Annotated in this window: 15 protein-coding genes; 6 read left to right on the forward strand and 9 right to left on the reverse strand. The window is 62.7% G+C overall.

Going from position 1 to position 13,130, the window contains the following annotated elements:
- The first annotated feature begins 44 nt into the window (after nucleotides 1-44).
- Nucleotides 45-998 carry an alpha/beta fold hydrolase gene (locus tag GGD66_RS03965; RefSeq protein WP_183256926.1) on the forward strand — a complete coding sequence of 318 codons (954 nt, stop codon included), beginning with the start codon at nucleotides 45-47 and terminating at the stop codon, nucleotides 996-998.
- Here the strand turns inward: GGD66_RS03965 and GGD66_RS03970 are convergent.
- Nucleotides 995-1,921: a septal ring lytic transglycosylase RlpA family protein gene (locus tag GGD66_RS03970; protein ID WP_049814989.1), complete on the reverse strand. Its 927-nt coding sequence runs from the start codon at nucleotides 1,919-1,921 to the stop codon at nucleotides 995-997. The genes GGD66_RS03965 and GGD66_RS03970 overlap by 4 nt on opposite strands.
- A gap of 786 nt (nucleotides 1,922-2,707) precedes the next feature.
- Between GGD66_RS03970 and GGD66_RS41970 the strand changes: the two genes are divergently transcribed.
- Complete coding sequence (locus tag GGD66_RS41970; protein WP_018320480.1) at nucleotides 2,708-2,836, forward strand: hypothetical protein; 129 nt, start codon at nucleotides 2,708-2,710, stop codon at nucleotides 2,834-2,836.
- A gap of 17 nt (nucleotides 2,837-2,853) precedes the next feature.
- Here GGD66_RS41970 and GGD66_RS03975 read toward each other — a convergent pair whose 3' ends face one another.
- Complete coding sequence (locus GGD66_RS03975) at nucleotides 2,854-3,144, reverse strand: hypothetical protein (protein ID WP_092258140.1); 291 nt, start codon at nucleotides 3,142-3,144, stop codon at nucleotides 2,854-2,856.
- A gap of 158 nt (nucleotides 3,145-3,302) precedes the next feature.
- Between GGD66_RS03975 and GGD66_RS03980 the strand changes: the two genes are divergently transcribed.
- On the forward strand, nucleotides 3,303-3,881 hold the full coding sequence (locus GGD66_RS03980) for a TIGR00645 family protein (RefSeq protein ID WP_183256927.1): 579 nt from the start codon (nucleotides 3,303-3,305) through the stop codon (nucleotides 3,879-3,881).
- Nucleotides 3,882-3,898: 17 nt separating this feature from the next.
- On the opposite strand, the gene GGD66_RS03985 is transcribed toward GGD66_RS03980, so the two are convergent.
- On the reverse strand, nucleotides 3,899-4,219 hold the full coding sequence (locus GGD66_RS03985; RefSeq protein ID WP_038970337.1) for a DUF1476 domain-containing protein: 321 nt from the start codon (nucleotides 4,217-4,219) through the stop codon (nucleotides 3,899-3,901).
- 260 nt (nucleotides 4,220-4,479) lie between these two features.
- Between GGD66_RS03985 and GGD66_RS03990 the strand changes: the two genes are divergently transcribed.
- On the forward strand, nucleotides 4,480-4,704 hold the full coding sequence (locus GGD66_RS03990) for a hypothetical protein (RefSeq protein ID WP_092258134.1): 225 nt from the start codon (nucleotides 4,480-4,482) through the stop codon (nucleotides 4,702-4,704).
- A 58-nt stretch (nucleotides 4,705-4,762) separates the two neighbouring features.
- Here GGD66_RS03990 and GGD66_RS03995 read toward each other — a convergent pair whose 3' ends face one another.
- The 3 genes from GGD66_RS03995 to GGD66_RS04005 all read right to left on the reverse strand — a co-directional run bounded on the left by GGD66_RS03995 (nucleotide 4,763) and on the right by GGD66_RS04005 (nucleotide 7,840).
- Complete coding sequence (locus GGD66_RS03995) at nucleotides 4,763-4,954, reverse strand: hypothetical protein (RefSeq protein ID WP_018320485.1); 192 nt, start codon at nucleotides 4,952-4,954, stop codon at nucleotides 4,763-4,765.
- A gap of 160 nt (nucleotides 4,955-5,114) precedes the next feature.
- A complete protein-coding gene (locus tag GGD66_RS04000) occupies nucleotides 5,115-5,807 on the reverse strand; it encodes an endonuclease/exonuclease/phosphatase family protein (protein ID WP_092258131.1) in 693 nt (230 codons plus the stop codon).
- Nucleotides 5,807-7,840 carry a VTT domain-containing protein gene (locus tag GGD66_RS04005; protein WP_092258128.1) on the reverse strand — a complete coding sequence of 678 codons (2,034 nt, stop codon included), beginning with the start codon at nucleotides 7,838-7,840 and terminating at the stop codon, nucleotides 5,807-5,809. Before GGD66_RS04005 ends, GGD66_RS04000 begins: the two co-directional genes overlap by 1 nt.
- Nucleotides 7,841-8,108: 268 nt before the next feature.
- Here GGD66_RS04005 and GGD66_RS04010 point away from each other — a divergent pair, with 268 nt between their 5' ends.
- Nucleotides 8,109-8,717 carry a hypothetical protein gene (locus GGD66_RS04010; protein ID WP_143109063.1) on the forward strand — a complete coding sequence of 203 codons (609 nt, stop codon included), beginning with the start codon at nucleotides 8,109-8,111 and terminating at the stop codon, nucleotides 8,715-8,717.
- Between the two features lie 86 nt (nucleotides 8,718-8,803).
- On the opposite strand, the gene GGD66_RS04015 is transcribed toward GGD66_RS04010, so the two are convergent.
- Both GGD66_RS04015 and GGD66_RS04020 read right to left on the reverse strand, forming a co-directional pair.
- Nucleotides 8,804-9,547, reverse strand: a complete 744-nt coding sequence (locus tag GGD66_RS04015) for a DUF2786 domain-containing protein (RefSeq protein ID WP_183256928.1) — start codon at nucleotides 9,545-9,547, stop codon at nucleotides 8,804-8,806.
- 1,857 nt (nucleotides 9,548-11,404) lie between these two features.
- A complete protein-coding gene (locus GGD66_RS04020; protein ID WP_183256929.1) occupies nucleotides 11,405-11,608 on the reverse strand; it encodes a hypothetical protein in 204 nt (67 codons plus the stop codon).
- A gap of 224 nt (nucleotides 11,609-11,832) precedes the next feature.
- On the opposite strand from GGD66_RS04020, the gene GGD66_RS04025 reads away from it, so the two are divergent.
- On the forward strand, nucleotides 11,833-12,048 hold the full coding sequence (locus GGD66_RS04025; protein ID WP_183256930.1) for a hypothetical protein: 216 nt from the start codon (nucleotides 11,833-11,835) through the stop codon (nucleotides 12,046-12,048).
- A 650-nt stretch (nucleotides 12,049-12,698) separates the two neighbouring features.
- On the opposite strand, the gene GGD66_RS04030 is transcribed toward GGD66_RS04025, so the two are convergent.
- Nucleotides 12,699-13,097 (reverse strand): hypothetical protein, encoded by a 399-nt coding sequence (locus GGD66_RS04030; protein WP_183256931.1) that lies wholly within the window; start codon nucleotides 13,095-13,097, stop codon nucleotides 12,699-12,701.
- Nucleotides 13,098-13,130: the final 33 nt, after the last annotated feature.

Consider the following 13,130-nt stretch of genomic DNA (forward strand, 5'->3'; position numbering starts at 1 on the left):
CCTTATGTTTCTCGACCAAACCCCTGAAACAAGGCGGAAAAGCGATGTCCTCCACCCGCGTGATCAAGGCCAACGGCATCGATCTCTTCATCCGCGAAGCCGGCCAGGGTCCGCTGGTCGTGCTGTGCCATGGCTGGCCGGAGCTGTCCTATTCCTGGCGCCACCAGATCCCCGCGCTGGCCGTGGCCGGGTTTCACGTCGTCGCCCCCGACATGCGCGGCTACGGCCAGAGCGCCGCGCCGTCTGAGGTCGCGGCCTACTCGATTTTCGACACGGTCGGCGACATGGTCGGTCTCGTGCAGGCGCTCGGCGAGACCAAGGCGATGGTGGTCGGCCACGATTGGGGCGCACCGGTCGCCTGGCATGCGGCGCTGTTCCGGCCGGACATCTTCACGGCGGTCGCGGGCCTCAGCGTGCCGCCGCCGTTCCGCGGCCGCGGCAAGCCGCTTGACCTCTTGCGCCAGGGCGGCGTCACCAATTTCTACTGGCAGTACTTCCAGGCGCCCGGCGTCGCCGAGGCCGAGCTGGAACGAGACGTCGCCCGCACCATGCGCATCGTGCTCGGCGGACGCGGCCTTGCCGATCCCACTGCCGCCATGTTCGTGCAGGAGGGCAAGGGCTTTCTCAGCCACGCCACCACCGAGGAGCCGCTGCCCGGCTGGCTCGGCGAGGCCGACCTCGCCTATTTCACCGAGAGCTTCCGCAAGTCCGGCTTTCGCGGCGGGCTGAACTGGTACCGCAACATCGACCGCAATTGGGAGCTGACGGCGCCCTGGCAGGACGCGCAGATCCATCAGCCCTCGCTGTTCATCGCCGGCTCCAGGGACGCCGTCATCACCGGCCTGATCGGTGCCAAGCGCGTCAACGAGCTCGAGCGCGTGCTGCCCAATCTGAAGCAGAAGCTGATCATCGAGGGCGCCGGCCATTGGGTGCAGCAGGAACGGCCCGACGAGGTGAACGCGGCGCTGGTGCAATTCCTGAAGGAAAGCGCAGCCTAATAGAGCCCGCGGCCGCTCAGGATGCTGCGGGCCTCGGCGGCCCCGTCGGCCGATGACGGCGCGTTCTCCGCCGCGTAGCGGCCGTCCGCGTCATAGGAAACGGCGCGCGCGTTGTGGACCGCCCGGCCCCGGCCGCGGCTCGAGGCCGACATTTCCGAGGTCGCATTGAGCGAGGCCATGTCGGCGGAGGTGGTGCCGAGATTATAGGGCCGCCCCTCCGGCATCGGCACGTCGCCGCGAATGGCACCGCGGCTCGATCCCGGCAATTCCGGCACGAAAGGCTTGGCCGAGGCGACCCGGACCATCGATGGCGACGGCGCCGGAACGCCGGTGCGCAGCGTCGCCAGAAGCTGGCGGTCGTCGGAGCCTTCGAGCGGCGCCCGGCCGACATATTCGACGCGGACCTTGGCGACGCCGTTGCCTTTGAATTCAAGCAGTTCGGCGGCCTTGTTCGAGACATCGATGAGGCGGTTGCCGTGATAGGGGCCGCGGTCATTGACGCGCACGATCAGCGACTTGCCGTTCGAGACATTGGTCACCCGCGCATAGGACGGCATCGGCAGGGTCGGATGCGCCGCGGTCAGCGAGGTCATGTCGAACACTTCGCCATTGGCGGTCAGGCGGCCGTGGAAGTCATCGCCGTACCAGGACGCCATGCCCTCGGCGCGGTAGTTGACGTCCTCCTCGGGCACGTAGGTCCGGCCGGCCACGACATAGGGCTTGCCGACGCGGTAGGTGCCGCCGCCCTTCGGGACCGGGTCCCCGAACGCCACGACCCGGGGGCTCGAGGACACGCCGTATTTCGGATCGACGCGGCTGGCGAATTTGTTGGAGGAGGCGCAATTGGCCAGCGCAACGCAGGCCGCGACCGCCGCAGCACCACGCGCGGCCCGCAAAACCGAATCTGACCGTCGGATCCCCATGCGCCCCAAATACCACTTTGCCGGAAGCGTACCCACCCCGCTTTGGCTACGGGGAGCGCTGTCCGGTCCTTTAATCCGAGGCGGCCCACCACCGCGTCGGATGCGGTAACGATAACGCAACCCGAACACGGCGGAAATGGGGAGCCCACAGCGATCCCGCCGGGATGGTAAACGAGACGTTCGCATTTTTCCGTTGTTCTACGGAGCGATGGCGCCAACCCTGTGCCACGGCTGGACATTCTGTTGCGCCGAATCCTCACTCCACCCCCATTGTCGCTGCCTTCACTGGAATTCTTTTGACTGTGCAAGGCCGCACGCGTTCTCTCGGATGCAAGGGCGGGATTTGGAATTTAACGATGATCGAGACGGTTTCGGCACTGATGGGTCTGGTAAGCGCGGGGATCTTCCTGGCCCATGCGTTTGAAGGTTACCGCACGAGGGCCTAACGGCACTCGCGCAGACGGCAAGCATCACCTCTTTCAAGCGGCGCGTTCGGACAATTTTGATCGATCCGAGCGAGCATCGAAAACGAGAGCGGCAGGTGTCACATGCGTAACCATGACCTGGTATCTGACGGCTTCCTGGCATTGACCGCCGGCGGCTTGGTTCTGCTCTGCTCGAGCCTGGTGGCACTGGCGTTCGCCTGAGCCCCGCTTCGTTACCCTCCAGCACAGCTCCACCGCGGCGCATCATGCGCCGATGTCCCGCTCCCAATCTGTTGATTGAATTCCCGCGTTCGGTGCCTCGACTCATTTCCAGAGGCCATCACCAACGAGGGTGACACAAATGCTTGCCGAGAAATTCTTCCTGGTCCTGGAATCCCTGATCCGCGGCGACCGCACCTATCCGGACGGAAGCCCCCGGGTCATCAGCACCTCCCCGCACGTGCCGGTCAGGCTGCCGGCGCAGAAATAGCCGGCGTCACGCGCCACTCAGCGCAGACCCAGCAGGGAGCGGCGATAGCGGCTGTCACGGGCCTCGTTCAGGCAGACGAAGCTGCCGTCGAACCCCTGGCCGTACCGCTTCTGACCCTTGCGGTAGTAGATGCCCTTCCGGAAGTCGAGCCAGACCACCTTGTCGTGCGGGCAATGACGCTGCGCCTGCGCCTCGTAGCGAAACGGCGTCAGCGGTGTCGCCGAGACCTCCGCGGTGCCCGCGCCAATCATGATCGCGCCGGCAAGCGCGATGCCGCCGGACCATCTGCGAAAGCCGCTCCTCGTCACTCCCCGCCTCCCGATCCACACCGTCGCGCGATGGCCGTTCGGCACGCTAGCACGAAATGGCGCGATCAGCCGATGGCGGGACGTGCGGCGCGTCTTCCGCCGGCCATGTTGTCGGGCTAGATGAAAGCGATCGTTTCGATTGCGAGGATGCAGCCTGAATGTCGGTTGAGCCTTCACCCCAATCCGAACCTCGTTCGCCCTCGCCGCGCCTCGGCCTGCTGCCGATGATCATCTTCGGCTCGCGCTGGCTGCAACTGCCGCTCTATCTCGGACTGATCGTGGCGCAATGCGTCTACATCGCGCTGTTCCTGAAAGAGCTCTGGCACCTCTCCTGGCACGCCCTCGACCTCACCGAGCAGCAGATCATGATGAGTGTGCTGGCGCTGATCGACGTCGTGATGATCTCCAACCTGCTCGTGATGGTGATCGTCGGCGGCTACGAGACGTTCGTCTCGCGGCTCGACCTGCAGGGCCATCCCGACGAGCCGGAATGGCTCGGCCACGTCAATGCGAGCGTGCTCAAGATCAAGCTCGCCATGGCCATCATCGGCATCTCCTCGATCGCGCTGCTGCGCACCTTCATCGAGGCCGGCAATCTCGGCTCGAACCGCGCCGGCTTCACCGAGACCGGCGTGATGTGGCAGGTGCTGATCCACCTCACCTTCGTCGTTTCGGCGATCGGCATTGCCTATGTCGACAGGCTCGGTGACTCCGGCACGCACAAGCAGGCGGAGTGAGGTTACCAACGTCGGCCTTATTGCTTGTCCACTTCGAGCTGCGCCAACGCCTGGTGCAGGCACTCCTGAAGCTTCAGCGCGACCTGCTCACGCGCGATGCCCTTGGCGGCAAGATCGCCTGACACCTTGTCTACGACATCGGCGATCGCCCGGCTCTCCAGATGGTCCGTCACCAACGTGGTGGCGTAGCTTGCCGCGGCATCGCCGCTCAGCCCGAGCTGGCCTGCAGCCCAAAGCCCGAGCAGCTTGTTGGACCGGGCGGTGGCCTTGAACATGAATTCCTCGTCATGGACGAACTTGGCCTCAAAGCCCTGCTCGCGCTTGTCGAACGTGGTCATGGTCAGCTCCATTTGCGCTTTTCGCTGATGGGTGTCGGACTGGCTGGGGGCGAACGTCTCCCGTGCTTCACGTCAGTTCGGATCAGTTGAAGCTTCCGGCGGAAGCCAAACGCCGTCAAGCCTGCCGATGCGCCCCCGCGCCGGGCGCGTGCATGGCCCGCACAAGCCCGGCGCCAGCCGGCTCGGCTAGGCAGAGATCCTTTACTGATCGTTAAGCAGACTCAGCGCCGCATGGCTTGGGGCATACCGAGAGCTGACGCATGAACAAAGAGCTGCGGGAGTTTCGACGGCTTGAACGGGTTTGCCTGGAGCAGGCCGCCCTCTCCACCATGGACCTCGCGAAAAGCGGGCTGCTCAAGGTCGCCGACGATTGCCGCATCGCAGCCGAAGCCATCGAGGCGCAATCGCCCCGCGGCGCGTTCACAGGGGCCGTCCAGGCGCTGAGGCTGGCTTGGAGCGCGACGCGGACGCCGAAACGGCACTAGCCGGCGGCATCGCCCGGACAGATCGCGTCAGAAGATTGCGGGCGGGACCCGCGCTGGATCAGGCCTTCGCCGCCGCCGCCTCGCGCGCCAGCCGTTCGGCCTTCAGCCGCTCCTTGTTGGCGTAAAACGCCTTCTGCGCCTCTTCATGGTCGCGCATGGCCTTTTCGGCCTCGATCCGGCGTGCCGCATCGCGCGCCTGGCGCTGCTCGGGGGTCAGGGGTTTGCGTCGGAAGGAAAGGTCTTCAGTCATGCGGGGACAACGCGGACCCGGCGAAAGGGTTCCACTGGGCGGACCCGGCGGCCCTGCAAATTGGAACTCGAGCGGTCCGCCCCGCCCGAACGCCGCCCCAACAAATATCGAAAAACAACCCCATGCATAGTAGCTATGCCGTTGTAGAATAAAGCTTTTTCTAGGCTCTCGAAGGCCCCTGGATATCAACCTCGGCGATGACGGGCAGGTGGTCCGAGAACGCCCTCGCCTCCGTGTCGGTCCAGACTTTCGCGATCCGGCTATCAGAGGTCGCATAAATCCGGTCGAGCCGCATCAGGGGCAAGCGCGATGGGAAGGTGCGCAGCCGCGTACGGTTGGGGCAGGCCTGCGCGAGCACGCGCCGCACCGACTTGACCCAAAACCAATCGTTGAAATCGCCGAGGACGACGGTCCTCCCGGGTTTCACCAGGCTCACCAGGGTTTGTGCCTGGGCATGCCGCTCGTGGATGCTCAGGCCGAGATGCGTGGCAACCACGCGCACGTCACCGACCGGCGTCAGGAGGCCAGCGGCAATGGCCCTGCGCGGCTCGCGCTCCCGATACGACACGTCGACGATTTCGGGCACCCCGGAGAACGGAAAGCGGCTCAGGAGCATCTGACCGTAGTCGCCATCCGCGGTGACAATCGACTTGGCGTGAACGCGGTGATCGCCGACGACACTCGCCAGCTTCGCAAACGGATCGTCGGACCTCGATCGCGAATCCACCTCCTGAAGCGCGACGACATCAGGAGCCCATTTGCGAAGGATGGAGCAGACCCCCTCCAGATCGAACTTCGGATTGAGATTGAACGTGCCGTGCACATTCCACGTCATGAAACGCACCGGCGCCATCAGCGCCTCCCGGCGAGCCAGGTCGCGAGGAATTGCGCGCCTGCGCAAACGCCGAGCCAGCCCAGGAACGCCAGCACCAACAGCAACATGCTGCTCCAGGATGCATTGCGGGCCAAATCCGCGATCTGAGCCCCCAGCACGGCCATGGCAAGAATACCGGGCGTCATGCCAAGCAAGGTTCCGAGCAGGAAGTCGCGTAAAGGCAGCGTGCTCGCGCCAGCCACGACATTCACGACCGAGAACGGTGCGATGGGAATCATCCGGATGACGACGACAGCCAGGACGCCCTTGCCGACAACGCGATCCTGGATCCGCGCGGCGCGTCGTCCGAGCAACTGCTGGAGCCGCTGCCGTCCGAGGGCCCGCCCGATCACGAAAAGGATGAAGGCGCTGAGCAAGACGCCGGCGATCGCCGTGGCGAAACCCAGCCATGGCCCAAGCGCGGCAGCCGTTGCTGCAATGAGCACGAGCACCGGAAACACCACCAGCCCGCCGACGACAAAAGCCGCGATTGCGAGTGGCGGCCCCCAGACGGATTGGGAGTAAGTCGACAGCAAATTCGAGACGCGGCCCGTGTCGGCCAAATCGCTCAAGGAAGTGTACGACCAGGCTATTGCCAAGCCAAAAAGCGCCACGGCGATCGATACGATCCCGATGACGGTCTTCGTGCTCCACATGCGCGATGCCGCCCGCTCGAGATGAAGGGGCCGCTCAGGGTCCGCCACCGGCTGAACCATCGTGGCCAGAGTGCTGGTCAGGACTGAGGCTTCCACTGCCCGCAGCGTCTTCGGGCCGTCGGCTTTCGACACCTCGTCCATAAGAGCAAGAAGACGATCGTCGTTTTGCCTGACGCTCCGTTCGTCGAGGCCACAAAAATGGGCTATCAGGCGACGCCGAACTGAAGCGACGGACTCCCGATGTTCGTCGGATGCGGCTTCAAAAATCAGATCACATTCGCTGTCGGCGCCCATCGACCGGTTGTTCAAATTGGCCGAGCCTATCCTCAAGATCCTGTCATCGACGATCATGAGCTTGCTGTGCACCATCACGGCCGCTTCCGTGTCTCCCTCTCGTGTGACCGGGTAGACGAAACGGATGCGATCTGCCACGCCAGCCTCGCTGAAGCAGTCGATGAACGCGCCACGGCCGTTCTGCATGGCCTGGGATTCCAGCCACGAGGAATGCAGTTTTGGAGCGACGACCAGAACCCGGAGCGACGGCACGCGCTGCATCTGCTCCGCCAACTCCCGCGCGATCTTGATCGCGCTGGTGAACTGGTTCTCGATGTAGATGAAGCTCGTCGCGGACCGGATCGCTGCAATCAAGGAGCGTTCGACCTCCCTGATGGTCGAACCTGCAGGACAGACCACCTCGGTCCGGGCGATCCCAACCGGCATGAGCTCAGCCTCGACCGGCACATGCGACGGCCAGCGCATACTCTTTTGCGCATGCCGATCCTGCATCTGTTGGCCTGCCGCACGCCAGCGCTCCTCGGCGAGTTCGAACAGCGAGGCGGCAGCATCCCCGTCGACCACGCATTGAACATCATGAAACGGCGGGTATGGCTTGCCCTGGGGGTCGCAGCGCAGTTCGTGATCGACGCGATGATCGCTCGTGTCCCAGCGTCTGATCGTCAGATCGAGCCCGCCGACGAACGCCAGTGAACCGTCGATAGAGACGATCTTCTGGTGCTGGGCCGAGCCGAACGGAAGCGTGGAATCCAGATGAAATCGGACGCGGCCGTCCGTGTCGGCGGTGAATTTGGCCGCGGAATTCCATTCCCGTTCGGAGGCGTAGAACGAGACGAAGTCCCAGACCAGAATGTTGATCCGCAGGTCCGGCCGGCGGTGAACGAGGGCGCGCAGAAATGGGCCGAGCTGTTCCGGCAAGCCGTCATCCGCCCGCCCCGACGATCCGACCAGCCTGGTCTCGCTATGGATATCCCACCCGACGATGTAGACGAGATCCTGCGCCGCGAGCAGCGCCTCGCGCAGGGCCGCGAAATAAGCGGCAGCATCGTTCAGAACCGCCACGCGCCGCGCTTTGCACCGCCGCCAGACGGTATTGCCGGGGATCAGGGTCGATGAGCTGTGAAGCAGGTGGACCTCGCAATTTGCATTCGCGTCTAAACGCGCTGAATGCTCAAGGGGTTCCACGAATCCAGGGGGTCGAGGTTGCCAGGCACTGAGTCTGCGCTGTGCGCCGTCGCAATTTCGTGAGACCACAACATCATTGAGACAGGTCAATACGAGCAGGCCGAAGCTCTGGGAACCTCACGTCGGAAAGCAGATGGAGACGGCCATGTCACAGCAGAGCAGCATGCACTTCTACCTCAATTGGGCCAAGGAGCGGATCGACGAGATGGACGCCGCATTGGCCTCGTTCGAGGTCAAGGCAGGTCAGGCCAAGGCCGAGTCCAAGGTGAAGACGGATCAACTTCTGTCCGATCTAACGACGCGCCGTGACGCGTTTCAGGCGATGCTCAAGACCCAGGCGGAAGCAGGTGAAGCCGCCTGGACGGACGCCAAGGCCGATTTGGAAAAGCAGTGGGCTGGATTCGAGGCCCAAGTGAAAACCTACTTCGAAGGCGCCGGCAAACAGTTGGAGCAGCAGCAAGCCACTTTCAAGGACGTCGCAGCGGCCCAAGCCAAGGCCTGGCGCGAAGCGGCGGACAAATTCCGCGAGGCCGCGGGTAAAGTGACCGCAGCCCGCACCGTCGATGTCGATGCCGCGCTCAAGCAGATGAAATCCGATGCGTCCGAAGCCGAAGCGCGTCTGCAGAAGCTGAAGCAGGCCGGCAGCGAATCCTGGACGGTCCTGAGCGAGGCGCTCGCCGAGTCCCGGAAGGCGTTCGATCAAGCGAACCAGGCCGCCTGGAACGCGCTGAAGGGTGGCGGTCCGAAGAGCTGAGGTTTTCGGTTTGCCAAGGCTGCCCACTCGAAAAAGACGGGCGTAGGGCACGTGTGGCACGGCGTAGCTCACGCGCCCTGATGCGCTCAGCTTCCTTTGGCAGTGGCCCCTGACCGCGCTCTACCAAGGCCGGAATGAATGGCTAGCGACGCTCCGGCGTCGCCACCGGCTTCATAGGCCGTCATCGACACCATCCGTCCGGTGCTGCGCTGGGTCCGGAGCTTGAGGTCGAGCTTGTCGAATTCTGCATCGACCACCGAGGTCTTGAGGACCACCAGCCCGCGGCCGGTGCCTTCGTTGACCTGATCGCGACTGGCCTTGATTGCCACCAGCCTGTCCGCGATCGACGCCACCATCCCGAGGGCGAAGGAAGCATTGGCCAGATACCGCTCTTGGTGCCGGAACCGGGCGTAGTCGACCGAGGTCTTGAAGCGCCCAAGTTCGGCGCGCACGGCGCCGTCGATCAGCTCGGCCAGGTAATGCGCGACCTCGACATCGGCGCCGAGACCGAAGAACACATAGATGTTCTCGCCGGCGGGGTTCTTCTCGCGCCAGACCCGGCAATCGCAGAAATGAGCGATCGCGCCGATGCAGTCGTCGAGCGGAATTCGCTTCTTGCGATGGGTCCCAAAGACCCTCCGTTCGCACGGCGAGGCGCGCAGCTCGACGTCGGAGAGCGACAAATCGTGGCGATCCAGCAGTTCGGCAACCTTGGCGGCGGCAGACAGCGCCTCGTCCTCGGTACAGCCATTGGCGATGGTCTTGGCGCGCAACGCCTGAATGCGGAGCTTGAGCTTGCCGAGCCCGTCCGGATTTAACGCCTGGTCCACCGATCACCTGCTCGGGAAAGCCCGACCGAGAGACCCCGTTCGGATAGACTGGCGGAAGGGGTGTCCCCTCAGACTGGCCGTTTTCTCGAGGATTTTTAGCAATCTGCAGTTCTTACCCACACTTAAGCCCACACAGGCTTGCACCCTTCTACAGGAATATGACCGGCTCGAGCAAACCGCGCGCGCGTGGGCCATCGACAGCCAAACTGTGGAGGAGCGTGAGGCCCTACTCGGCTTGGCGGATCGCTACCGCGCGGCATCCGATGCACTCCGCAGAGCCCCTAAGGCGGAGCTTTGAGCTTACTGGCCGGACGGGCACAATGCCTCGTCGGGGCAACCCGCCCCTCATGGAGGTCAAACGATGGACGGATTTCGTCTCTGTGCCTACATCGCCGGCTTCGGAGCCGCTCTCATGTACTATGCCTACGGAATGGGGATGATCACGGCGCACTGGTGAGGTCAGCGCCCAAGGCGCCTGGAAGGCCCGCCGGCATCACTGCCAGCGGGCTCGTGCTCAACATAGATTCGGATCAGGAAGGTCCACCAGCAGCTTGGGGCCGCATACCCGAAGCTTTCGCAGTCCGAATCGCATGCGTCACAACTTGCCGCGCCCCCGCGGGCGGCTCGACATTCATCCAGCAATTGGGATTGCGCTCATCCTGCTGCTGGACGCGGAGCCACGACCGCGGCCGATAATACCACATCAAGCCCCTGCCCTCGTGAACGGCCGTGCCGTGCCACATGCCCGACCCGGCGTGTCTCTCGATGCTTGTGATCAACATGCCGTCTCCGCCGTGCCGGTGAGAGCCTGAGTGTTGGATTGTCTCTGTCTGCATCTTCGTTCTCCTGCGCGCGCCCCTAGGCGAACAAGTGCCCTGGCAGGGCAAGTGTTCTGGAGGCTCAGCGGCGAGCAGGAATGCGTCTGCAAGACTGGTCAGACTCAGAGGCGGCGGAGAGACTGGTACAGCGCCTAGGGCGCTGGCATGGCTTTCTGTCATGGATTTTGGTGCTCGCGGTTTAACCGGCTGTCTAGGCCGGGCTGCCAGCGACGGGCTGGCACCGGGAGCTAGACAAGGCCACCGCGAAGCGGCCCGCACACGACCTTTCCCCGAAGGGTATTGTATAGCCGTGGCACTCCCGGCATAATGAGCCGGTCGCAGCCCACGGCAAATGGGCGCGTCGTCATTTCGGCGGGTGATAGGGCCGGCAAGCCCGACGGCCCGCCTATCGCGGTTGAAGCCCATTCCCGGCAAGGAACGGCTTCGGGTGTGTCTAGCACCGCGTGCATCCCACCACTGATTTGGTTAAAAATCCACCCCCTTCCGGGGCGCCTTGACGCGCTGGAACGTTTGGTGCCGCGGCGCGTCCTTGAGACATCGATCCAGTTGCTTGTGTGGGTCGACCGATGGACACAGTAGCTGCCTATGCGATCTCGGCCTTTATCGTCGGCTTTGGCATCGGGATCTTCATTGCCGGTCTAAACTCTGGCGCGCCAGCTTTGTGGGCCTGCGTCGCCCTGATACCCGTCGCGATCGGACTCCTCAGCGCTTTCGGTCCCAAATAACAAATCCTCCCAGTAAAAAACGGCCCCAGCCGTCTTGGCAGCGACTGGGACCGTTGGACTACTCCGGCCCACGGGGGCGCATGGATCCGGAGCACAACACACCAAACATGGGGCTTGCCGGTAGTTCCTAAGAGCGACCGCCAATTGAGGCGGCCTTATCCTGCCAGAACGTACAGCAAGGCGCTGGCGACAATGGCAAGCCAGACGAGCGACAGGCGGTAGTAGAGAAGGTCTCGGGTCATCAGTCGTCCCACACGCGTTCCCCGCACTTAAAGGCACACCTGTTCCATAGTTTATTCGGGCGGTTGCAGACCGGGCGAGCTGATCCAGTCGTTGATACGAGCGCCGGTCTCCGCGACTCTGGCCCGCTTAAGCAGGTCCTCCCGCTCTCTCCCGGCCGGTAACCGGTTGGCTCGTTCTTTGAGGTTGGCGGCCTGTTCGGCCATCCGCTCTTCAAGGGAGAGAGTTTGTTTCACCCTGCGACGGCGTTCTGTCATATGGCAATCCTCCCTCTTCGGCAAAATAACGCTTCCGAAAGGGAACGGTTCGATTCCGACGAGCGGCCACGCGTAGGAACGCCCCTCTCCAGTTCCGGTATTGATTGCGTGCTCTCTGGCTCGCCTGACGTGTTTGTCACATTTCGTGATTGAACTATTAAACCATTTAATTTATTTAATTCTCGGTTCAATAATAATATCAGTCGCGGCTGTGGGAGACTAAAATGGCAGAACGAGAAGATGACGATCGGCGGGAATTCCTGAAGACCTGCGGTAAGTTTGCCGTGGTGACACCTCCCACTATCACCGCCTTGCTGTCCACGTCTCTCACTAGCGCAGCTATTGCCCAGTCGGGCGGCCGCCTAGTGCAAGGCAACAATGGCTACGGCAATGGCGGGGGCGACGGCAGCCCCAACGGCAAACCCGACAAGGACCGGTGACCTGAGGGAGGGCCGAGAACGCCTGGCAGATTGCCTAGTTTTCCCGACTCTTTACCCTCAGGGGCACCCCGGCAGGCCCCAGCTCCGGCACCCTGCCCCACGGAGCTGGGGCCATTTTTTGTACGGCCTTGATACGGAATTCGCACGCAATCTTGACCGGCACCCACCGGTTGCGTTGCAATATTTTCCCGACACGCGCGAATGAAGTTGATACGCTCCCTAGGTGCAGGGCACATGGGGAGCAACTTCATTGCCTGACGAAATACCATCGCCCAACCGATTCTTCATTCGAATGGGAGGCAACGGTTGGATGGTCTACGATCGCGAACGCAAAGGCCCTGCACTGATCGGGCGCGCCTGGGCCGCCGGTTTGACCAAGGAGCAAGCCGAACAAGCGCTACGTTCGCTTACTTCTTTGCCTGCGGACAAACCGCCCCCTAAAACCCGATAGTCGCTAAATGCGGCGCTTCGAATTGGAAAGGTGCGGGGTACTTGAAAGCACGGATTCAAAATAATCTTCGTCCAAGAAGCGGAGAAGCTTTTTCAATTCTGCTTTCTTTTCGGGAAGGACCAGCGCGACCCTATCTCCGGTGACCTCAGTTTCAAAGTTTACGCCGAAGACTAAAGCCGTGGCTTTGGTCGCCTCAAAATCAATCCTTTCGAGGATATCCGATCAAACGCATCAAAGGACTTGGGATCGTCGCGTCAGTCAGCCAAAAGACGGCCCAGACAACGCAACCGATCAGCGCAATTGCACCCACAGTAATATCGGAAGCTCTCGCAAGAAAGGGGAAAATATAAGTTACCACAACCCCTAAGAGAAGCACGTCATTGGATTCGACTTTCCTCGCCGTGAAGGAAAACTCCTCCCCTTTCCATTTAAGCGCCGAGAGGATGTAAACGACCAGCAAACCACCGGCACATCCTGCAAAAATGTAATAGATTGCATCCCAGAGGGGGCTGCCTGCAAACAGGCGAGCCACACCAACACTGATGAGCGCTGGTGAGAACGCTGCGACGAATAGGACTGTTTTGAGAGTATTCCTCATCAGCCGCCTAGGTCGCAAAAGAACATAACGTGA

It is taken from the genome of Bradyrhizobium sp. CIR48, from assembly GCF_014198315.1.
Classification (GTDB): Bacteria; Pseudomonadota; Alphaproteobacteria; order Rhizobiales; family Xanthobacteraceae; genus Bradyrhizobium.